This is a genomic window from Pseudobutyrivibrio sp. (assembly GCF_015057185.1).
Lineage (GTDB): Bacteria > Bacillota > Clostridia > Lachnospirales > Lachnospiraceae > Pseudobutyrivibrio.
Genome location: NZ_SVEV01000005.1, coordinates 37420 through 59386, shown reverse-complemented (window position 1 = coordinate 59386; position 21967 = coordinate 37420). Strand labels below are relative to the sequence as shown.

Here is a 21967-nt window from a genome sequence, read left to right as displayed (position 1 = left end):
TTATGTTAAATGTTTTAAAATCTTTTGTTAACACCCTGTCAGCATATTCTTTTGCGCCACTTCCTTATTACGAGGATGAGGGGGATAGATATCGATTAATGTTTGCGCCATTTGTAGGCGTGGTTATTTACTGGATTTCTTATGGTTGGTTTATGCTTGGATGGTACAGGCATTTTGAGGATGCTGCTATTGCATTGGGAGTTGTGCTAATAACTATTATAGTTAGTGGTGGCAGACATGTACTTGGATTTATTGCTTATATAGACAGCATTCCTACCTACAAATACAGATTTAGTAGCTGGAGTGCCAGTAGAGATAGAGGCGTTCTTAGATTTATTCTAGTTATGCTTGTGTGGATAGTCGCAATGGCTAATACCTATGACTATTTGTTCAAGCTTTTGTTAATGGGATTTATTTTGGCAAGAATACTTATGGGACTGTTAACATCAGCCTTTAGTGAGTTTTCTAATCAATCCAAAATCGTAAAATACATTCTTATTATTGGCTTTTTTGCATTTGCCTATTATGTTTTGGATGAGTATGAGGATTTGGCAATATATCCTATAGTTATCACGTTGGCAAGCTTTATATGCTTCATCAATCCTTTCAGGAGAGTTACTGCTGAAAAGCTAAGCTTATTAGAAGATGACTATGTTGTTACAGCGGAGACAGCATGGATTATTTCAGTGGCAATGATTAGCTTGGTTAGATCATTGTAAATTTTTAGAAAGGGATAGAATAATGTTTAAATATCATATTTGGGCACTACTTCTAGGCACTATTTTAGAAGTGTTCTTAGGAAAACAATATTATATAGCCAATCCCTTTAATGCTATTACAGCATGGATAAAGTATTTGGATAGAGCATTGCTTGGCGATGATTTAATACTTTTAGAGCCATCTAAGCAAAAGAACTTTGGAATGTGGCTTATTGTTCTAGTATTATTTCCTGTATTTGCTATTGTTTTGTTTTTTATGTTACTGGCCTATGAGATTTCTCCGGTGGTGGGTATAATTTTTGAGGCAATAGCTAGTTATTATTGTTTAGAAGCAAATTATACATATAATATGGCAAGAGAGATGGTTGCCACTTTTTATGGTGATGGATTTAGCGAATTTAAAAAGCAGGCGGGAATATTTTGCAAGTGCGATACAGAAAATCTAGATATGGACGAAATTAATGAACGTATCGTTACCAAGGTGGCAAACGATGCTGGAGATTTATGCATCTCGCCAATGCTTGTGATGTTTTTATTTGGGCCTGTTGGGGGATTTATTTATAAAACAATTGATGCAATAGATTCGGTTGTTGGTCATAAGAACAAAAGATATGAGTTTTTTGGCTATTACACAGCTAAGCTTAATCAGATTGTGGACTGTATACCAGGTCGATTGAGCGGTTATTTGGCAGTGTTTGCAGCTAGGTTTACATTTGGTGATTTTCATTGGAGAAATGCCAGATATATACACCTTAGAGATAGAATGAAGGCTATTTCTGCTTTTGCTGGGGCGCTAGAGCTATCCCTTAAAAACGGTGCCACAGGCGATGGGGATAAGGAAATAGAGGTTAATGATATAAACAGAGCAGCAGATTTGCTCAGAAATATGTTTTTTGTTTGCCAATTTATTTTGGTGATTTTATTAGTATTTTGGTTATTAGTATTTTTCTGAAATACGGGTAGAATTTAACCGTATTTTGGATTATAATTTACTTAAGTATGCAATTAAATTTGAAAATTAGGAGGAATTGCTATGTCTGCATTTTTATCTAGTTTTGCAAGTTATTTAGTAAAAATGATCATACTAGTTGCTTTAGGCATCATGGGAGGCTTCATCGGAATTAAGCTTCGTCAGTCTAAAAACAGAAAAGAAGCTGATTCTGTATCAGAGGTTTCTTCCGAGAAATAATTTTTGGAGGAATTTTGTTTTGAATAACGGTGTTAACGATTTACGACGCGCCTACTTGGAATTCTTTGAGAGCAAGGGACATCTCTGCCTCAATAGTTTTTCTCTTGTACCACACAATGATAACAGCTTATTACTTATCAATGCTGGTATGGCTCCACTTAAGCCATATTTCACAGGACAGGAGATACCACCAAGAAAGCGCGTCACTACATGTCAAAAATGTGTTAGAACAGGTGATATCGATAATGTAGGAAAGACAGCACGTCACCTTACTTTCTTTGAGATGTTAGGAAACTTCTCATTTGGTGATTACTTCAAGCACGAAGCAATTGCATGGTCATGGGAGTTCTTGACAGAGGTTCTTAAGCTTGATCCTAATCGTCTCTACCCATCTATCTACGGCGAGGACGAGGAAGCATTCGAGATTTGGACAAAGGAAGTTGGTGTTGCGCCAGAGCGTATCACTCGTTTCTACAGAGATCCTGAGACTGGTGAATGTGATAACTTCTGGGAGCATGGCGCAGGTCCTTGCGGTCCATGTTCTGAGATTTATTATGACCGTGGAGAGAAATACGGTTGTGGCCGCCCTGACTGTAAAGTAGGTTGTGATTGTGATCGTTTCATGGAAGTATGGAACAACGTATTCACACAGTTCAACGGTGATGGTCATGGTGGTTACGAAGAACTTGCACAGAAGAATATCGATACAGGTATGGGACTTGAGCGTCTTGCAGTTGTTATGCAGGATGTTGACTCAGTATTTGATATTGACACTATGAAAGCTATCCGTGACAAGATTTGTGAGATGTCTGGCAAGAAGTATCAGGTTGATGCTCTTGATGATGTTTCTATTCGTCTTATCACTGATCATATTCGTTCATCTACATTCCTTATTTCTGATGGTGTTACTCCATCTAACGAGGGTAGAGGATACGTACTTCGTCGTCTTATCAGACGTGCTTCAAAGCATGGTCGTGCACTTGGAATTAAGGGCACATTCATGGCAAAGCTTTCTGAGACAGTTATCAACGAGTGTAAGGATGGCTACCCAGAGCTTTGGGAAAAGAGAGAGTTCATTTTCAAAACTCTTACAGCCGAAGAAGAGCAGTTTAATAAAACTATCGACAAGGGTCTTGAAATCCTTGCAAAGATGGAAGAAGAGCTTGTTGCTTCTGGTGCAAAGGAGCTTTCTGGCGAGAATACATTCAAGCTTTACGATACTTACGGATTCCCTGTAGACCTTACTGCAGAGATTCTTGAGGAAAAGGGCTTTGGCTATGATGCTGAGGGCTTTGAGGCTTGCATGGAGGAGCAGAGACAAAAGGCTCGTGCTGCTCGTAAAGAAACAAACTACATGGGTGCTGATGCATCTGTTTATGATGATATCGACTTAACAGTTACTTCTGAGTTCGTAGGCTACGACAAAACAGCTTCTGAGTCTACAGTAACAGTTCTTACTACAGAGACAGAGATAGTTGATACACTTGCAGAGGGCATGATTGGTACAATCATCGTTCCAGAGACTCCGTTCTATGCTACAATGGGTGGCCAGATTGGTGATACAGGTGTTATTTCTACAGCTAATGGCGAGTTCGAAGTAAAGGATACAATCAAGCTTAAGGGTGGTAAAATCGGTCACGTTGGCGAGATGAAATCAGGCATGATTAAAGTAGGAGAAAAGGTTACTCTTACTGTAGATGCTGCACGTCGTGCTCGCATCTGCAAGAACCATTCAGCTACTCACCTTCTTCAGAAGGCACTTCGTGAGGTACTTGGTACACATGTAGAGCAGAAGGGTTCATACCAGGATGCTGATCGTACACGTTTCGACTTTTCTCATTTCTCTGCTATGACTGCAGAAGAAATTGCAAAGGTTGAGAAAATGGTTAATGACAAAATCGCTGAGGGACTTGCTGTAGAGACAGCAATCATGTCTATCGACGAGGCAAAGAAGTCTGGCGCTATGGCTCTCTTCGGTGAGAAATATGGCGAGACAGTTCGTGTCGTAAAGATGGGAGATTTCTCTACAGAGCTTTGTGGTGGTACACACGTAAGCAATACTTCAGAGATTTCTGCATTCAAGATTCTTTCAGAGTCTGGTGTTGCTGCTGGTACACGTCGTATCGAGGCAATTACAGGCGCTGCTGTATTTGAATATTACGCTGACATTGAAGCAAAGCTTAATGCTGCAGCTGCAGCTCTTAAGTGTCAGCCAGCTGATGTAGAAGAGAAAATTGCTCACCTTCAGAAGCAGCTCAAGGAGACAAATTCAGAGCTTGAGTCTATGAAGGCAAAGGCTGCACAGGCTGCTGTTGGTGATGTTATGGATTCAGTAGTAGAGGTCAAGGGAGTTAAGCTTCTTGCAACTTCTGTATCTGGCGTTGATATGAATGGCCTTCGTGACCTCGGTGATGATCTCAAGGGCAAACTTGGCGAGGGTGTTATCGTTCTTGCTTCAGATTGCGACGGCAAGGTTAATCTTGTAGTTATGGCTACAGATGCTGCACAGGCAGCTGGCGCACACGCTGGTAACCTTGTTAAGGCTATCGCACCTAAGGTAGGCGGTGGCGGCGGTGGTCGTCCAAATATGGCTCAGGCCGGTGGAAAGAACCCAGCAGGCATCGCAGATGCACTTGCTGAGGCAAAGACAGTACTTGAGAGTATGCTTTAATTAAATAGGTTTGCTATAAGCCTCGATTCTAGAATAGAATCGGGGCTTTTTTAAATTTTTCATTCTTTCTTCACACATAAATTTTGGAATTAATAGACAATAAAAAAAGAAGGCTATTAAGAATCAAATGATTGGGGGTAGCAAAATGAAAAGGATTTTATCTTCATTTCTTGTATTGTTACTAGGCTTATCGCTATTCGCATTTTCGCCAAGTATGCCAGTTGTAAGTGCAGATGATGCCATATACGATTTGGTGAACCAGATGCCATTAGAGCAGAAAATTGCTCAAATGATTATTCCTGCATTTAGATATTGGGGTACTGGAGATGAAAAAGAAAATGTTACAGTGCTAAATGAAGCACAAAGCGGACTACTTAGTAAATACAGCTTTGGTGGTGTGATATTATTTGCTCAAAACATTACGGATGCTGAGCAAACCACAAAGTTAGTTTATGACATGCAAAGGGCAAATTTACAGGGTGGAGCAGTAAGCTCACTTTTTGTTTCCATTGATCAGGAAGGTGGATATATTACACGTTTAAATACAGGCACGCAAATGCCTGGAAATATGGCTCTTGCAGCAACTGGAGACCCAGAAAATGCTTATATGGCCGCTGATGTTATTGGAAATGAATTGGCAGTACAAGGAATTAATTTGGATTTTGCTCCTGTAATGGATGTAAATAACAATCCTGAAAACCCAATTATTGGAGTTAGATCATTTTCAGATGACCCACAAGTTGTAGCTAGCTATGGAAGTAGATTTATTGATGGCTTACACAATAATGGCGTGCTTGTAGCTCTAAAGCATTTTCCAGGCCATGGAGATACAAATACAGATAGTCATACAGGGCTTCCAATGATAAATAAAACATATGAGGAACTAAATCAGGTAGAGCTTGTTCCTTTTAGAAGTGTGGCAGGTTCTGCGGATTTCGTTATGACAGCTCATATTCAATATCCTCAAATTGAAACTACAACATATACTTCAAAATCAACAGGTGAGCAGGTTTACTTACCAGCTACATTATCTAAAACAATTCTCACAGATATTTTGAGGAATGATATTGGATTTGAAGGAGTTATAATAACTGACGCATTGGAGATGGATGCTATCGCTGAGCATTTTGACAAATTGGATTCTACAAAGCTTGCAATTAATGCAGGTGCAAACATGCTCCTGATTCCTGTTGACACCACAACTCCTGAGGGACTAGTTGATATGGAAAACTATATTAAGGATGTGGCTGCACTTGTAAATGAAGGTGAGATTTCCATTGATAATGTAAACGATTCTGTCTATAGAATTTTAAAGGCAAAGTCTAAGAATGGCTTAATGTATGATGATAGTTATAATACAGTGACAATGGCTTCGAGAATCACTCCTTCTGTTCAGTTGGCAAAAGAAACAGTTGGAAGTAACGCTCATCACCAATTGGAGTGGAGCATTACACTTAAGGCTGTAACCAGTGTTAAGAATGATGGAGCATTTCCAATTACAGAGGATAAAAAGACTCTTATTCTTTATCCAAATGAGAACCAAGGAAACTCTATATTATATGCGCTTAATAAGCTAAAAGAGGACGGCGTTAGCGTTGATACAAGCATGATTACGGCTATGTGCACAAAGGATTTACCTGATGAGTTTATTGAGAATTCTATTGTAGGGTATGATGAGATAGTAATGATTTCTGCAGTTTCGTCTGGGAAAATAGAAAAACAAGAGCTGACATTATCCCTCATTGAAAAGGCTCATGAGAATAATAGCAAATTTATTGTAATTAGTAGTCAATTGCCTTATGATTTAGCTTGTTATACATCTGCCGATGGGCTTTTAGCTTGCTATAGCTCAAAGGGGATGCCTGACATTCCAACGGGAGAGCCTAATAAAAAAACATATGGACCTAATTTGCCAGCAACAATTTATACCTTGTTTGGTGGCAGCACACCTACAGGCACACTTCCTGTAAATATTTATTAATTGTAGAGAATATATCTAATTTTTTTAATAATAGTTGACAAATCGGATTATTATGCTAAAATGCTTGTTAGTGCTTTTAGATTAATGAGTACAAGTCCCCAAATGGAGGGAGGTTAGGATTAGACTATGTCATATGTTACAGTTAAAGAAAACGAGTCATTAGACAGCGCTCTTCGTAGATTTAAGAGAAACTGTGCTAAGGCTGGCATCCAGCAGGAGATTCGTAAGCGTGAGCACTATGAGAAGCCTTCAGTAAAGCGTAAGAAGAAGTCTGAGGCTGCTAGAAAGCGTAAATACTAATAATTAGTTATTTGTTTTACAGCTTACAAATTATGAAGTTATGGCCTGTACCAATTGGTACAGGCTATTTTTCGGTTATAGCGGTTATAGGGTACGTGGATTTATCCTATATATGAATTAATTGAAAAACTATAGATATTTAGATGAGCTTGTAGTTATCAAGCTATGAGTGTTGCTGGTGTTCACATGTTAGTGAACGCAAGCAATATCTCAGGCTTGAGAACGTAACAAGCGGACTAAAGTGGAGGTTATATGGCTTATACAGTTGAAGAAGAGATAAAGAGACGTCGTACTTTTGCGATTATTTCCCATCCGGATGCAGGTAAAACGACTCTTACAGAGAAGTTCCTTTTATATGGTGGACAAATTAACTTAGCAGGTTCCGTAAAGGGAAAGGCTACAGCTCGTCATGCAGTTTCTGACTGGATGGAAATTGAGAAAGAGAGAGGTATTTCTGTTACTTCTTCAGTTCTTCAGTTTGAGTATGACGGATACTGTATAAATATTTTGGATACACCAGGTCACCAGGATTTCTCTGAGGATACATATCGTACACTTATGGCTGCTGATTCAGCTGTAATGGTTATCGATGCATCAAAGGGTGTTGAGGCACAGACTAGAAAGCTTTTCAAGGTTTGTGTTATGAGACATATACCTATTTTCACATTTATCAATAAGATGGATAGAGATGCAAATGATACTTTTGAGCTTTTAGATGACATTGAAAATGAGCTTGGTATTGCTACAGTTCCTGTAAACTGGCCAATTGGCTCTGGTAAGGAGTTCAAGGGCGTTTACGATAGAAATGAGCGTACAGTGCGCATGTTCTCTGATACACAAAAGGGTACAAAGCAGGGCGAGGAGCGCATTCTTTCTATCGATGATCCAGCCTTAAAGGATGAGATTGGTGAGGATAAATATGCACAGCTCATGGAAGAGCTTGAGCTTTTAGATGGTGCTGGTGCTGAGTTTGATCAGGAGCTTGTTACAGCTGGTGAGCTTTCTCCAGTATTTTTCGGTTCAGCTCTTACAAACTTTGGTGTTGAGACTTTCCTTGAGCACTTCCTGAAGATGACATACAGCCCACTTCCTAGAAAGAGTGATGCAGGAGAAATTAGCCCATTTTCTGAGGATTTCTCTGCATTTGTATTCAAGATTCAGGCAAACATGAACAAGGCACACCGTGACCGTGTAGCATTCCTTAGAATTTGTTCTGGTACATTTGATGCTTCAAAGGATTATTTACATGTTCAGGGCGGTAGAAAGGCAAAGCTTTCTGCTCCACAGCAGATGATGGCTGATGAGCGTAAAATCGTTGATAAGGCATATGCTGGCGATATCATTGGTGTATTTGATCCAGGTCTTTACAGCATTGGTGATACATTTACATCAGCAAAAAAGCCATTCAAGTTCGAGGGTATTCCTACATTCGCACCAGAGCATTTTGCACGTGTTCGTCAGATTGATACCATGAAGCGTAAGCAGTTCATGAAGGGTATTACACAGATTGCACAGGAAGGTGCTATTCAGATTTTCCAGGAGTTCAACACTGGTATGGAGGAGATCATCGTAGGCGTAGTTGGTGTTCTTCAGTTTGATGTTTTGAAATATCGTTTGAACAATGAGTACAATGTAGAAATCGCTTTAGAGAATCTTCCTTATGAGCATATCAGATGGATAGAGGGAGACTACGATATTAACAAGATTTCTGGTACATCAGATATGAAAAAGATTAAGGACTTAAAGGATAGACCTTTATTATTATTCGTTAACTCTTGGTCGGTAGGTATGGTTCAGGATAGAAACGAAGGATTGGTATTATCTGAGTTTGGTTCAAATTAAAAAATAAGCTTGACTAGGTGATAAAACATCTGTATATTAATGGACAGTGACGTTCGTCACTGTCTTTTGTTTTTATCGTTTTTTATTTCCCAATTAATTGTTGACATTTGTTTTTGGTTTCACTATTATTATATTAAAAGAACGAACAGTTGTTCCGAACGGAGGTTTTATAAATGGCAAATGAAGATAAATTAAAAGCGTTAGATGCGGCTATTTCGCAGATTGAAAAGCAGTACGGAAAGGGTTCCGTTATGAAGCTTGGCGAGGGAGCTAACATTCAGGTTGAGACAGTACCTACAGGCTCTATTAGCCTTGATATTGCACTTGGACAGGGTGGATTTCCTAAGGGACGTATTATCGAGATTTACGGACCTGAGTCATCTGGTAAGACTACACTTGCTCTTCATGCTGTAGCAGAAGTACAGAAGGCTGGCGGTATCGCTGGTTTCATCGATGCTGAGCATGCCCTCGATCCTAAATACGCAAAGGCAATCGGTGTTAATATCGATGATTTATATATTTCTCAGCCTGATAATGGAGAGCAGGCTCTTGAGATTACAGAGACTATGGTACGTTCTGGTGCTATGGATATTATCGTAGTTGACTCTGTTGCAGCCCTTGTACCAAAGGCCGAGATTGATGGTGATATGGGTGATTCACACGTAGGTCTTCATGCACGTCTTATGTCACAGGCTATGAGAAAGCTTACTGGTATAGTTGCAAAGACTAATTGTGTAGTTATCTTTATCAATCAGTTACGTGAAAAGGTTGGCGTTATGTTTGGTAATCCAGAGACTACAACAGGTGGTCGTGCCCTTAAGTTCTATGCTTCAGTACGTATCGATGTTCGTCGTATCGAGGCTTTAAAGCAGAACGGTGAAGTTATTGGTAACAGAACTCGTGCCAAAATTGTAAAGAACAAGGTAGCACCTCCATTTAGAGAGGCTGAGTTTGATATTATGTTCGGCGAGGGTATTTCTCGTGAGGGTGATATTCTTGATGTTGCTACTAACTTAGACATCATTCAGAAGTCAGGTGCTTGGTATGCATATCTTGGAGAGAAAATTGGCCAGGGTCGTGAAAATGCAAAGACATACCTCAAGCAGAATCCAGATGTTTGTGATGAGATTTCTGATGCTATCAGAAAGCATTACTCAGATGCAGATGACGTAGAAGTTGGTTTAGTTGGTGGTGAGAAATCAGACATTCCTACTGAGGTTATTGAATAATTATGGAAGTTAAATCTCTTGTTAAGCTTACCAAGGGAAGAGCAAAAATCTGTCTCGCTGGCGGGGCAGATTTTGTTCTTTATAAAAAAGAATATGAGAGCTACAAAATAGAAGAAGGGGCAGATTTATCTCCTGAGAGCTATCAGGAAATCTGCACTGAAATATTGATTCCTCGTTGTAAAAAGCGAGCTTTACATCTACTAGAAAAACAGGACCGCTCAGAGCAGAATCTCAGAGATAAGCTTAGAGAAGGTGGATATCCTTCTGAAATAATTGATATTGCCATAGATTATATTAATGATTATGGATATTTAGATGATGCTAGGATGGCTGCCAGCCACGTACGCTTTTATCAGGAGTCCCGCAGTAAAAAGCGAATCAAACAGGATTTGCTTAACAAAGGAGTGGCGCCTGATGTTATCGATAGGGTTATCGAGGAAGAATACACCGTCGATGAGCTTGATTTGATTCAAGAATTGATGGACAAAAAGCATTATGATCGAGAAAATGCCACCTACGAAGACAAGGCAAAGATGTATCGATTTTTGGCTGGACGTGGATATTCATCGGACACAATTAAAAGAGCGTTAAACTAAGAAAATATAGTTTTTGTAGCCTATAGAATACTACTATATATAGTATACATTCTCTTGACATAAGCCCATTAGAAAGTTAAACTTAACTTGTTGAAGATTATAAATGAGAGCATTATAGCTTTTATTTTATATTCCAATTAGAAAATTAAATAAGGAGGTGCTCCTGTGAACGCAGTAACGATTATTATTTGTATCGTTGCGGTTGTTGTTGCAGTTGCTATTACACTGGTACTTTCTAATAATTATCACAAGACCCAGTCTAGAAACAAGATTGGTTCTGCTGAGGAGAAGGCACGTGAGATTATTGATGAGGCAGTTAAGAGTGCGGAGGCTAAAAAGAGAGAGGCTATGCTCGAAGCCAAAGAAGAGGCTATGAAGCAGAAGAATGATCTCGACAAAGAAATTCGCGAGCGCCGAGCAGAGATTCAGAGAAGCGAGCATCGTATTTCTCAAAAAGAGGATAACCTTGAAAAGAAGTTAGATGCATGTGAAAAGAAAGAAGCTGAATTTGCTCGTCAAGAACAGCAGCTAAACAAGCAACGAGAAGAAGTTGCGAAGCTTAATCAACAGCGTATACAGGAACTAGAGAGAATCTCAGGACTTACCTCCGAACAAGCAAAAGAACAACTTTTAAAATCTGTAGAAGAAGACGTCAAATTAGACGCAGCAAAGCTTATTAAAGAAACTCTTGCACAGGCAAAGGATGAAGCTGACAAGAAGGCACGTGATATTGTTGTTAGTGCTATTCAGAAGTGTTCAGCTGATCATGTTGCTGAGACTACCATCTCAGTAGTGCAGCTTCCTAATGACGAAATGAAGGGACGTATCATTGGTAGAGAGGGTAGAAATATCCGAACACTTGAGACAATGACAGGTGTTGAGCTTATCATTGATGATACTCCAGAGGCAGTTATTTTATCAGCTTTTGATCCAGTGAGACGCGAGATTGCTCGTATTGCATTGGAAAAACTCATTGTAGATGGACGTATTCATCCAGCTAGAATTGAGGAAACAGTTGAAAAGGCTAAGAAAGAAGTAGAACAGCAAATCAGAGAAGAAGGTGATGCAGCCGCTCTCGAGGTTGGTGTTCAGGGTATTCACCCAGAGCTTCTTAGACTTTTAGGAAAGATGAAATTCAGAACTAGCTACGGACAGAATGTGTTAAAGCATTCCATCGAAGTTGCTCAATTATCAGGTTTACTTGCCGCTGAGCTTGGTTTAGATGTTAGAATGGCTAAGCGCGCTGGTTTACTTCATGATATTGGTAAGGCAGTAGATAGAGAGCAAGAGGGTACTCATGTACAGCTCGGTGCTGATCTTTGCCGCAAGTATAAGGAATCTCAGACAGTTATTAATGCTGTTGAGGCACATCATGGTGATGTTGAGCCAGAGACTCTTATCGCATGCATCGTACAGGCTGCTGATACTATTAGTGCAGCAAGACCAGGTGCTCGTAGAGAGGCAATGGAGACTTATACAAACAGATTAAAAGAATTAGAAGAAATTTCAAACGGATTTAAGGGTGTAGAAAAATCTTTTGCTATTCAAGCAGGTAGAGAGATTCGTATCATGGTGGTTCCTGAACAGGTTTCAGATGCCGATATGGTCATCATGGCTAGGGATATTTCAAAGCAGATAGAATCACAGCTTGAGTATCCTGGACAGATTAAGGTTAATGTTATTCGTGAATCACGAGTTACAGATTACGCAAAGTAAGAATTTTAAGCGGGTGGATTTCCACCCGCTTTTTTTGAACATTTTTATAATTTAAATTTCAAAAAGCATTTGCTTTACAGATTAAAAAGTATTAAACTACTACCATAAGCTGACCTAAGGGGGGCTAGTATAATAAATAAAATATTTTGATTAAATAGATTAAAAGAAGGGGATTATAATGGAAAAAATTGAAAGAATTAAAAGAGAATTAATACATAGCGGAGCTATTTTAGATATTTATCAGGATACTGTAAAGCTTCCAAATGGCAAGGAAGATAAATGGGATTTTGTAAGCCATAGAATGGGAGCTGCTTGTGTTTTGGCAGTGCTTCCAGATGAGAGGCTTCTTATGGTACGCCAGTACAGAAATGCTCTTGATAGATTTACTTGGGAGGTTCCAGCTGGAAAGAGAGATTCTCTTGATGAGGATACTAAGATTTGTGCAGCTAGAGAGCTAGAAGAAGAGACAGGCTACAGAGCTGGCAAAATGGAAAAGCTTTTGTCTCTTAAGACTACAGTAGCTTTCTGTGATGAGTTCATTGATGTTTATCTGGCAACAGAGCTAGAAAAAGTTGGAGAACAGCATTTGGACGAAGGTGAAGACATAGACATCAAAGCCTTTGAGTTAAAGGAATTAATGGATATGTGCTACGCCGGAACACTTCAGGATTCCAAAACTGTTGCTGCAATTATGGCATATGCAGCTAGAAAATAGTAAAAAAATCCTCGAGCGATAAGCCCGAGGATTTTTTTAATTGCGTTCTGCTATTGTATAAAGTAAATGTCTGGTGTCTTCCCAGCCGAGACATGGGTCGGTGATTGACTGACCGTAGGTCTGGTGGTCTGATATAGGCTGGCTGCCCTCAACTAGGTAGCTTTCAATCATGACACCCTTTACAAGCTTTTTAATATCATCTGAGTGATTGCGGTTGTGCATCACTTCCTTTACGATTCTAATTTGTTCTTTAAACTGCTTGTTTGAATTTGAGTGGTTAGCATCAATGATACAAGCAGGATTTACAAGATCCATTTCCTCGTACATAGTGTGAAGACGAATTAAATCTTCGTAGTGATAGTTCTGTGTGCTGTTACCATGTTTAGATACGGCACCACGTAAAATAGTGTGGGCAAGTGGATTTCCGCTAGTTGTTACCTCGTAGCCAGAGAAGGTGAAGTGGTGTGGATGCTGGGCTGCGTACACCGAATTAAGCATAACTGAAAAATCACCTGAAGTAGGATTCTTCATTCCAGAGGCTACATCAAAACCTGATACTGTAAGTCTGTGGTGCTGGTCCTCAACGGAACGTGCGCCGATGGCAACATATGAGAGTAAATCGTCCACATAACCCCAGTTTTCAGGATAGAGCATCTCATCAGCGGCTGTGAGCTTTGACTCTGTCATTGCGCGAATATGCATTTTTCTCATGGCAATAAGTCCTGCAACCATGTCTGGTGCTTCGTTAGGGTCTGGCTGTGAAGCAATTCCTTTGTAGCCGCTACCTGTTGTACGTGGCTTGTTTGTGTAAATGCGAGGCACAACGAGAACTTTATCCTTGATGTCCTCAGCAACGCGAGAAAGCTTATTTATGTATTCGCAAACAGCGTCCTCGTTGTCTGCAGAACATGGTCCGATGATGCATAAAAATCTGTCGTCCTTGCCTGTGATGATATCTGAAATTTCCTGGTCGCGCTGTTTTTTTATTTCCTGAATCTCAGCTGGAACAGGAAGCTGTTCTTTGATTTCTTCAGGTGTTGGCATTTTTTGTAAATATGTGAAACTCATTTTAGTCCTCCGTAAAGCATTTTTCTTTTATTAAGTCGATTGGCATGTCTTGGCCGGTCCAAAGCTTAAATGCAGCCGCTCCTTGATAGAGGAGCATGTATTTTCCGTTCATAACCTTACATCCAAGTGATTTGGCATCCTTTAATAATCTGGTGTATGCAGGATGGTAAATGACATCAGTAACTATTAGCTCTTTTCGAAGAAATTCTACTGGTACTAAAGAAGAATCGTCATCGCCCATACCTACGTTAGTTCCGTTGATTAAAATGTCACTTTCCTGGAGACAAAATTCTAAGGTGGTAGCGTCTGCCATGTCAAAAACAAAGACGTCGCAATCTGTAGACCTAGTTATTTTGTCTGCGAAATCAACTATTTTATCGAAGGTAGCATTTTTTCTTTTGAAAATATTAATTTTGCTGACTCCGTCTAAAGCAGCCTGCACGATAATAGAAGTGGCAGCACCACCGGCACCAAGAATAGTGATAACTTTGTTTTTGTATGAAATGCCGCTGTCTGTCATGGCTTCCATGAAGCCGATGCCGTCAGTAGTGTGACCGATTAGCTTTCCATCCTCAAATACGCAAGTATTTACAGAATGTGATAGTCGAGCTGCTTCTGATAATTCGTCTAAATATGGAATTATAGCTGTTTTAAGTGGCATAGTAAGGTTGAAGCCTCTGCAATTAAGAAGCTTTAGTGCATCAATAGCATTTTTGATTTGAGACTCCGAAATATCGAAAGCCATGTAAGAATAATCGAGGCCCAGGGCCTCAAATGCTGTATTATGCATTGCAGGGGAAATACTGTGACTTACTGGGCTGCCAAGTAGGCAGGTAAGTCTGGTTGTACCTGAAGGTTGCATAACATTCCCTCCCAATATGTAATGAAAACTTTGTATTATTTTATTTAATTAAGTCACTTTAGTCAACTAAACTATTGCTTATAAAAATCCATTGAATTATACTTTTAATTGGTATTTTTACCATAGATAATCAAGCGGGAGAGAATAATGTCTAAAGAGCTTATCATTAAAAATCATAGGCTTTCATCTGATAAGGTGAAGGTTTGCATACCGGTTTTAGCATCTACTTTTGAATCCGCTATCGAATTAGTTGAAAAGTGTGTAAAAAATGGAGTTCCTATCATCGAACTTCGTGCTGATTATTTTGATTTTTTGAATCAAAAGGATGTGCTTGAAGCATTTCTTCAAAAAACAGCTGAGCGCACCAAAAATACGGTAGTATTATTTACGATTCGTACAGATGTAGAGGGCGGAGAGTACTCTTTTGATGAGGATTTATACAAGGATATTTTGCTTTCAGTTTCTCATACTGGAACAGTAGATATAATTGATATAGAGGCTACACATATTCAAAATGCCACACATTTCATTAACCAGTTACAGGATAATGGAGTGTATGTTCTTGCGTCTCACCACAATTTTAATGAGACACCTGAGTTGTTAGATATGCTTGATATATTTGATAGTCTTCAGGAGACAGGCGCAGATATTCTTAAAATAGCTGTTATGCCAAAGGATTTTGATGATGTAATCAGAACATTAAAGGCAGCAAATATAGCTAACGAGGACTGCGATTCATTGATAATTATGATTTCCATGGGTGAGATTGGAAAGGTCTCTAGGATTATAGGCTCATCGGTGGGTTCTTGTATGACATTTGCCTCTTTGGAAAAGGCGTCAGCCCCTGGGCAGCTTGACTACGAGGATTTAAACACTATCCTCAATATTTTAGGTTAATTGGAGTTTTTTATGAATAACATTTATTTAATTGGTTTTATGGGAGCAGGAAAGTCAGCAGTGGCTAGAAAGCTTCAGCATTTTTTACCATTTCAGATTGTTGAGATGGACGAGGCTATTGAGAGAATCGAGGGAATGACTATTCCAGAAATTTTCGAGAAAAAGGGAGAGCAGGGCTTCCGCACAGCAGAGACTCAGTTGCTTTCAATTATCTCAAAGGAGAAAAATCAAATCATCTCTTGTGGAGGTGGTATCGTACTTAATCCAGAAAATGTTGAGATTATGAAGAGTACTGGAACAATTGTTAGACTTGATGCTTCACCTGAGATTATTTACAAAAGAATATCTGGAAATAACAGACGTCCACTTGCTGCAGGAAAGTCACTTGATGAAATAAAAGAGATGATTTCAGCTAGAGAAGAGTACTACAAAAATGCTGCTGATATTACCGTTAAAAGTGATGAAAATTCCATAGAAAATGTGGCATCAGACATAGTAAAAGAGCTTGCGTTAAATGGCCGTCTCAATTGACTTATGGCCACGGCTTTGGTAAAATATTTCGGCAAGTAAATAAGTAGGCGTAGCGTAGCTGGATAACGCATCGGACTCCGACTCCGAAGACCGCCGGTTCGAATCCGGCCGTCTACAGTTACCTACATAATTTGGAGGGCACATGAATTTTCAAGATTTAAAGTCTAAATTTAAAAATATAGTAGATATTTGTGTTGATTTTATAATAAATAATAAGAGATATTTTTTAGCTGGAGTTATTTTCATATTGATGATAGTTGTGGTATTTGCAGGCACCCAACCAAAAACATCAGGCAAGAATACTTCAGGCGTATATAAATCATTCAAACAAAACAGCGATAACGAGTTAGAGACGCTGATTAATAATTACTATACAGCATATGCCGAAGGAGATACTGATACACTTCAGACACTGGCTAGTCCATATTGCGATAGAGAGATTAGCTACATTCAGTTCTATAGCAATTACATCGATAGCTACAATGATGTTAAAATTTACACCAAGCCAGGTTTGACAGATGATTCATACCTTGTTACTACAACATTTAATCTTAAGTTCACAGGTATCGATACATTAGCTCCTGGTCTTGATTTCTTCTACATCGAGAAAAATGACGAAGGCAAACTTTACGTTAACAATATCTACAAGTCATTCAACGAAGAGAACAATGTATACGAGATGGATACAGAGGTTTCTGATTTGATTGCTAGATTTACTCAACAGCAGGATTTGATCGATATGCGTGTTGAGGTTCAGGCTGAGTATGATGCTGCAGTGGAGAGCGATTCCGCATTGCAGAAGCTCATGGACGAGTCGTTACCAGCTGCTACAATCGAGTGGAATACAGAGTATGATGCTCAGGTTGCTGCCGCAGCTGAGGAAGAAGCAAAGGCTCAGGAAGAAGCAGCAGCCGCTGAAGAGGCAGAGGCTCAGGCAGCTGCAGAAGCAGAGGAAGAAGCAAATTCTTACACAGGTACAACAAACGCAACAGTTAATGTACGTGAGAGCGCAGACGCAGAGAGCAGCAAGCTTGGTTCTCTTGAGGCTGGCACATCAGTTACTATTTATGCCGAAGAAGGTGACTTCTACAAGATCGATTACAACGGAACAAGGGCTTACGTTACAAAGTCAGGTATAGATGTTGACAGTGAGGATTCTACAGAGGAGACTACTGAGGACACAGAAGAAGAGGAAGAAACAACTACTACAGTTAGCAGCATCGCAGAGGGAACAGAGATTACTCTTAGCTCTACTGTAAATATTCGTTCACAGATGGATACATCAGCTTCTAAGGTAGCTGTTGCATACGCTGGTGAAAAGGTAACTGTTGTAATGAGCTATGCTGAGGGCTGGACAAAGGTTAAGTATGGCAAGAAAGAGGGCTACGTTAGAACAGACCTTTTACAGGAATAATAATTAATATTTAAATAAAATGTATGGAGACCAGAGATTGGTCTCCATTCTAATATATTAAGAAAATAAAAGGAGGTTGACGTGAGTCAGGAACTCTTTAGACTAAATAAATATTTAAGTGATGCTGGGGTTTGTAGTAGGCGAGCTGCTGATGCAGCCATAGAAGCCGGCAAGGTCATGGTCAACGGTGAGGTTGCTCAAGTGGGCATGAAAATCACATCTGATGATGTAGTTCTTTTTGAGGGGAGACCGGTTTCCAATGTTGGGAAAAAGCAGATTCTCATTGCTTATAATAAGCCGGCTGGTATTGTTTGCACAGCAGAAAAGCGCGAGAAAAATAATATTATCGAGCATATTAATTATCCTGAGAGAATATATCCTGTCGGTAGATTGGACAAGGATAGCACAGGGCTTATTCTCCTTACCAATCAGGGTGATTTAGTTAATAAAATCATGCGAGCAGTTAATGCACATGAAAAAGAATACGTAGTTACGGTAGACAAAGAAATTACAGCGGATTTCATTAAGAAAATGGCAGCGGGAGTTTATCTTGATGAGCTAGAGGTGACTACGAGAAAATGCCAGATAAAAAAGCTGGGACCAAACAAGTTTGATATCATATTAACCCAGGGCCTAAATCGCCAGATTAGACGAATGTGTCAGGCACTAGGCTATAGAGTTAGGACGCTTAAACGAGTCCGCATTATGAATATTAATCTGGGAGATTTAAAGGAAGACACCTATAGAGATGTTTCTTTAAAGGAGCTCAAAGAGCTTAACAAAATGTTAGAAGGGTCAAAGAATTAATGTTATTAGAAGAATACAAAAAGCTTGTGGATACAATCGATTACCACATGAACAAATATTACAACGAGGATGAGCCAGAGATTACTGATTTCGAGTATGATCAGCTCATGCTTCAGCTAAAGGCTGCAGAAAAGGAGCATCCTGAGTGGGTGACACCAGATTCTCCAACTCAGAAAATCGGTGGAGTGGCAAAGCGAGAGGCTGGAGTAAAGGTTACACATGATGTACCTATGCTTTCTATCGAGGATGTTTTCACAAAGGAAGATGTGGCAGCATGGGTGGAAAAGGTGCAGGCAGTGCATCCTGATGCAGTATTTTCTGTGGAGGCTAAAATCGACGGACTTAGCATGACTCTCAGATATGAGAGAGATAGCCATGGCAAGCTCAAACTCAAGCTTGCTGAGACTAGAGGAGATGGTCTCGTAGGTGAGGACGTTACCGCAAATGCGTTAGTTATTCCAGATGTAAATCAGTATCTTGATTTGGATTATGAGTCATTGCAGCTTCGTGGTGAGGTATATATGTCCCATGAGGATTTTGATAGATATAATGAGGAGCAGGAGATTGCCGGTGGCAAATTGGCTGCAAATCCTCGTAATTTGGCTGCAGGAACACTTCGTCAGTTGGATGCTAATATCACTAAAAAGCGTGGCCTTAAAATGTTCGTATTCAATGTACAGCAGGGCCCACAGGAGCTCACTGTTAGTCATAGCGATGGCCTTGACATTCTAGCTAGCAAAAACGTGCCAGTTGTATTTCATCGTAAATGCGATAATTTAGATGACATTCTAGCAGCTATTGATTATATTGGTGAGAATCGCTCAGAGTTTGAGTTTGATATAGACGGTGCAGTAGTTAAGATAGATCAGGTTGATTACCGCAATGATTTTCCTACTAGTGCTAAATACACTAGTGGGCATATCGCATATAAGTACCCACCAGAGGAAAAGGAGACTACACTTTTAGATGTAGAGCTTTCAGTAGGACGTACAGGTCGTGTTAATCCTACAGCTATATTTGAGCCAATTCGTTTATGCGGTACTAGCGTTAGCCGTGCCACACTTCACAATCAGGATTTCATCGACGATTTGGATATCGGTATCGGTGATACTATCGTGGTTTACAAGTCTGGTGAGATTATTCCAAAGATTAAAGAGGTAAATCACAGCAAGAGACCAGCAGGAGTTGTAACATACAAGATTCCAAATGTATGTCCAGCATGCGGTGGCCCTGTTTCTAGAGATGCAGACACTGCTGATATGAAATGCTCTAATCCTAGCTGCCCAGCTCAGTTAGAGCGTCACATTATCAATTTCGTTTCTAGGGACGCCATGGATATTAAGGGCTTTGGTGAGGTTTATATTATCGACCTTGTAAGACGTGGCTATATCAAGGATATCGCTGATATTTATACTCTTAAGGACAAGAGAGATGAGCTAGTTGAAGAGGGCATCATCGGTAAGGAAAAGAATACTGATAAGTTACTTAGCGCTATTGATGGCTCTAAAGAAAATGATGCTTCAAAGCTTCTTACAGGATTTGGTATTCCAAATGTTGGAAAGGCTGCAGCAAAGGCTCTTATGGCTCAGTTCAAGAGTATTCGAGCTATTATGGATTTGACAGTGGAGCAGTTGACTGAGGTGAATGATATCGGTGAGGTTAGTGCAAAATCAATTTTTGACTATTTCCATGATGACACTAATGTGGATATTATAAATCGCCTGGAGGCTGCCGGTGTAAATATGATTGAGGCAGAGAAAGAGGGCGCTTCTGATAAGCTGGCAGGTCTTACATTTGTTATCACTGGTACACTTCCTACTATGGGAAGAAAAGAGTGCCAGGAGCTCATCGAACTAAACGGTGGTAAGTGCGCAGGCTCTGTTTCCAAGAAAACAAGCTATCTGGTTGCTGGAGAGGCTGCTGGTAGTAAGCTTGATAAGGCAAATTCTCTTGGGGTAACAGTTTTGGATGAGGCATCATTGCTTGAAATGATAAATGGCTAAATTCGGGGGTAAATATGTATAAGATTTTGTTTGTTTGTCATGGTTCGATTTGCAGATCGCCAATGGCAAAATACGTTTTGCAGGATATGGTAGAAAAGAGAGGCATTGCTCAGGATTTTTACATTGATTGCGCAGCAATGACCTATGAGGAAATAGGAAATCCTGTTTATCCGCCCGTTAGGCAGGTGTTAAATAGCAAAGGTATAGATTGTAGTGGTTATGCAGCCCGCCACATTCGTAAAGACGAATATAGTGAATACGATTATATCATTGGAATGGATGCAGAAAACATGCATGACCTACGATATGAGTTTGGGGAAGATACCGAGAACAAGATTTATAGATTGCTTGATTTCACAGACTATCCTAGGGATATCGATGATCCATGGTACACACGGAAGTTTGATTTGTGCTATGATGATGTCCTAAGGGGATGTGAGGGATTATTAAAGACACTTAATTACTAATAATGCAGACATAAAGGAGAAGAAGGGTATGCCAATTAGAACTAGGAATGATTTGCCGGCAAAGGCTATTCTTGAACATGAGAATATATTTGTAATGGATGAGAATAGGTCTACTCATCAGGATATTAGACCTATTAGCATAGGAATTCTCAATCTGATGCCGCTTAAGGAGGCTACAGAATTACAATTGCTTCGTTCGCTTTCAAATACACCACTGCAGGTGGACGTGACTTTCCTGACTGTTGGTAGTCACGAGAGCAAGAATACAAGTAAGACTCATTTGGATACTTTCTATGAGAAAATCGAGGATGTGTATGACAGATATTTTGATGGACTCATCATTACCGGGGCACCACTTGAGCAGATGCCATTTGAAGAAGTAGATTATTGGGACGAGCTTTGCAAGGTTTTTGAGTGGACAAAAACTCATGTTACCTCTACGCTTCATTTGTGCTGGGGATGTCAGGCGGGACTTTACTATCGCTACGGCATAAACAAATATGATTTGGATGAAAAGAAATTTGGCGTGTTTGCTCACAAGGTACAGAACAGAAAAATCCCTCTTGTTAGAGGATTTGATGATGTGTTCTACGCACCTCACAGCAGACATACAGGGGTAAAGACTGAGGATATAGAGGCTTGTGAAGACCTTGTGGTTTGTGCCAAGGGAGAGGAAGCAGGCGTATTCCTTTGTATGTCAAAGGATGGCAGCAATATATTTGTCATGGGTCATCCAGAATACGACCGTTTCACACTTGATACAGAATACAAGCGTGACAAGGGCAAGGGATTAGACATCGCAATCCCTGAGAACTATTATCCAGATGATGACCCTGAGCAGCGACCATTGCTCCAGTGGAGAAGTCATGGGAATATTTTGTATTCTAATTGGTTGAATTACTACGTATACCAGAACACCCCTTATGAGTGGAATAAGATTAGCGAGAAATAAAGGATATG

The 21967-nt window shown here is 39.9% G+C and carries 20 protein-coding genes and 1 tRNA gene; 19 read left to right on the top strand and 2 right to left on the bottom strand.

The genetic code is table 11. The annotated features are described in order from the left end of the window. The first annotated feature begins 2 nt into the window (after window positions 1-2). From E7276_RS03430 to E7276_RS03380, 11 genes are all read left to right on the top strand, one after another. Window positions 3-719 (top strand): adenosylcobinamide-GDP ribazoletransferase, encoded by a 717-nt coding sequence (locus E7276_RS03430; protein ID WP_294213754.1) that lies wholly within the window; start codon window positions 3-5, stop codon window positions 717-719. A gap of 22 nt (window positions 720-741) precedes the next feature. Beyond that, window positions 742-1671 (top strand): cobalamin biosynthesis protein CobD/CbiB, encoded by a 930-nt coding sequence (locus E7276_RS03425; protein WP_294213753.1) that lies wholly within the window; start codon window positions 742-744, stop codon window positions 1669-1671. A gap of 81 nt (window positions 1672-1752) precedes the next feature. Further along, window positions 1753-1908, top strand: coding sequence for a hypothetical protein (locus E7276_RS03420; protein WP_294213750.1), 156 nt, complete (start codon window positions 1753-1755; stop codon window positions 1906-1908). Window positions 1909-1927: 19 nt separating this feature from the next. Continuing rightward, a complete protein-coding gene (gene alaS / locus E7276_RS03415; RefSeq protein WP_294213747.1) occupies window positions 1928-4579 on the top strand; it encodes an alanine--tRNA ligase in 2652 nt (883 codons plus the stop codon). Window positions 4580-4724: 145 nt separating this feature from the next. After that, window positions 4725-6560: a glycoside hydrolase family 3 protein gene (locus E7276_RS03410; protein WP_294213745.1), complete on the top strand. Its 1836-nt coding sequence runs from the start codon at window positions 4725-4727 to the stop codon at window positions 6558-6560. A 126-nt stretch (window positions 6561-6686) separates the two neighbouring features. Further along, complete coding sequence (gene rpsU / locus E7276_RS03405; RefSeq protein ID WP_015549455.1) at window positions 6687-6860, top strand: 30S ribosomal protein S21; 174 nt, start codon at window positions 6687-6689, stop codon at window positions 6858-6860. A gap of 252 nt (window positions 6861-7112) precedes the next feature. Then, complete coding sequence (locus E7276_RS03400; RefSeq protein ID WP_294213741.1) at window positions 7113-8702, top strand: peptide chain release factor 3; 1590 nt, start codon at window positions 7113-7115, stop codon at window positions 8700-8702. 173 nt (window positions 8703-8875) lie between these two features. Further along, a complete protein-coding gene (recA, locus tag E7276_RS03395; RefSeq protein WP_294213738.1) occupies window positions 8876-9931 on the top strand; it encodes a recombinase RecA in 1056 nt (351 codons plus the stop codon). A 2-nt stretch (window positions 9932-9933) separates the two neighbouring features. Then, window positions 9934-10527, top strand: a complete 594-nt coding sequence (locus E7276_RS03390; RefSeq protein ID WP_294213735.1) for a regulatory protein RecX — start codon at window positions 9934-9936, stop codon at window positions 10525-10527. 165 nt (window positions 10528-10692) lie between these two features. Continuing rightward, window positions 10693-12243 (top strand): ribonuclease Y, encoded by a 1551-nt coding sequence (rny, locus tag E7276_RS03385; RefSeq protein ID WP_294213734.1) that lies wholly within the window; start codon window positions 10693-10695, stop codon window positions 12241-12243. A 178-nt stretch (window positions 12244-12421) separates the two neighbouring features. After that, window positions 12422-12958, top strand: a complete 537-nt coding sequence (locus E7276_RS03380) for an NUDIX hydrolase (protein ID WP_330598914.1) — start codon at window positions 12422-12424, stop codon at window positions 12956-12958. Between the two features lie 36 nt (window positions 12959-12994). Here E7276_RS03380 and E7276_RS03375 read toward each other — a convergent pair whose 3' ends face one another. Further along, complete coding sequence (locus tag E7276_RS03375) at window positions 12995-14026, bottom strand: 3-deoxy-7-phosphoheptulonate synthase (protein WP_294213733.1); 1032 nt, start codon at window positions 14024-14026, stop codon at window positions 12995-12997. 1 nt (window position 14027) lies between these two features. Beyond that, window positions 14028-14888, bottom strand: a complete 861-nt coding sequence (locus tag E7276_RS03370; RefSeq protein ID WP_294213731.1) for a shikimate dehydrogenase — start codon at window positions 14886-14888, stop codon at window positions 14028-14030. Window positions 14889-15035: 147 nt separating this feature from the next. Here E7276_RS03370 and aroD point away from each other — a divergent pair, with 147 nt between their 5' ends. From aroD to metA, 8 genes are all read left to right on the top strand, one after another. Beyond that, window positions 15036-15785: a type I 3-dehydroquinate dehydratase gene (aroD, locus tag E7276_RS03365; protein ID WP_294213729.1), complete on the top strand. Its 750-nt coding sequence runs from the start codon at window positions 15036-15038 to the stop codon at window positions 15783-15785. Window positions 15786-15797: 12 nt separating this feature from the next. Then, complete coding sequence (locus E7276_RS03360) at window positions 15798-16316, top strand: shikimate kinase (RefSeq protein ID WP_294213726.1); 519 nt, start codon at window positions 15798-15800, stop codon at window positions 16314-16316. Window positions 16317-16359: 43 nt separating this feature from the next. Further along, window positions 16360-16433 (top strand) — tRNA-Arg (locus E7276_RS03355). A 25-nt stretch (window positions 16434-16458) separates the two neighbouring features. Continuing rightward, window positions 16459-17730, top strand: a complete 1272-nt coding sequence (locus E7276_RS03350; RefSeq protein ID WP_294213723.1) for an SH3 domain-containing protein — start codon at window positions 16459-16461, stop codon at window positions 17728-17730. Between the two features lie 81 nt (window positions 17731-17811). Further along, window positions 17812-18537, top strand: a complete 726-nt coding sequence (locus E7276_RS03345; protein ID WP_294213721.1) for a pseudouridine synthase — start codon at window positions 17812-17814, stop codon at window positions 18535-18537. Further along, a complete protein-coding gene (gene ligA / locus E7276_RS03340) occupies window positions 18537-20540 on the top strand; it encodes an NAD-dependent DNA ligase LigA (protein WP_294213718.1) in 2004 nt (667 codons plus the stop codon). The genes E7276_RS03345 and ligA overlap by 1 nt, the downstream gene beginning before the upstream one ends. 14 nt (window positions 20541-20554) lie before the next feature. Then, window positions 20555-21007 carry a low molecular weight protein-tyrosine-phosphatase gene (locus E7276_RS03335; protein WP_294213717.1) on the top strand — a complete coding sequence of 151 codons (453 nt, stop codon included), beginning with the start codon at window positions 20555-20557 and terminating at the stop codon, window positions 21005-21007. Between the two features lie 28 nt (window positions 21008-21035). Then, entirely contained in the window at window positions 21036-21959 is a 924-nt protein-coding gene (gene metA, locus E7276_RS03330; protein WP_294213715.1) for a homoserine O-acetyltransferase MetA, read from the top strand. The last annotated feature ends 8 nt before the right edge of the window (window positions 21960-21967 follow it).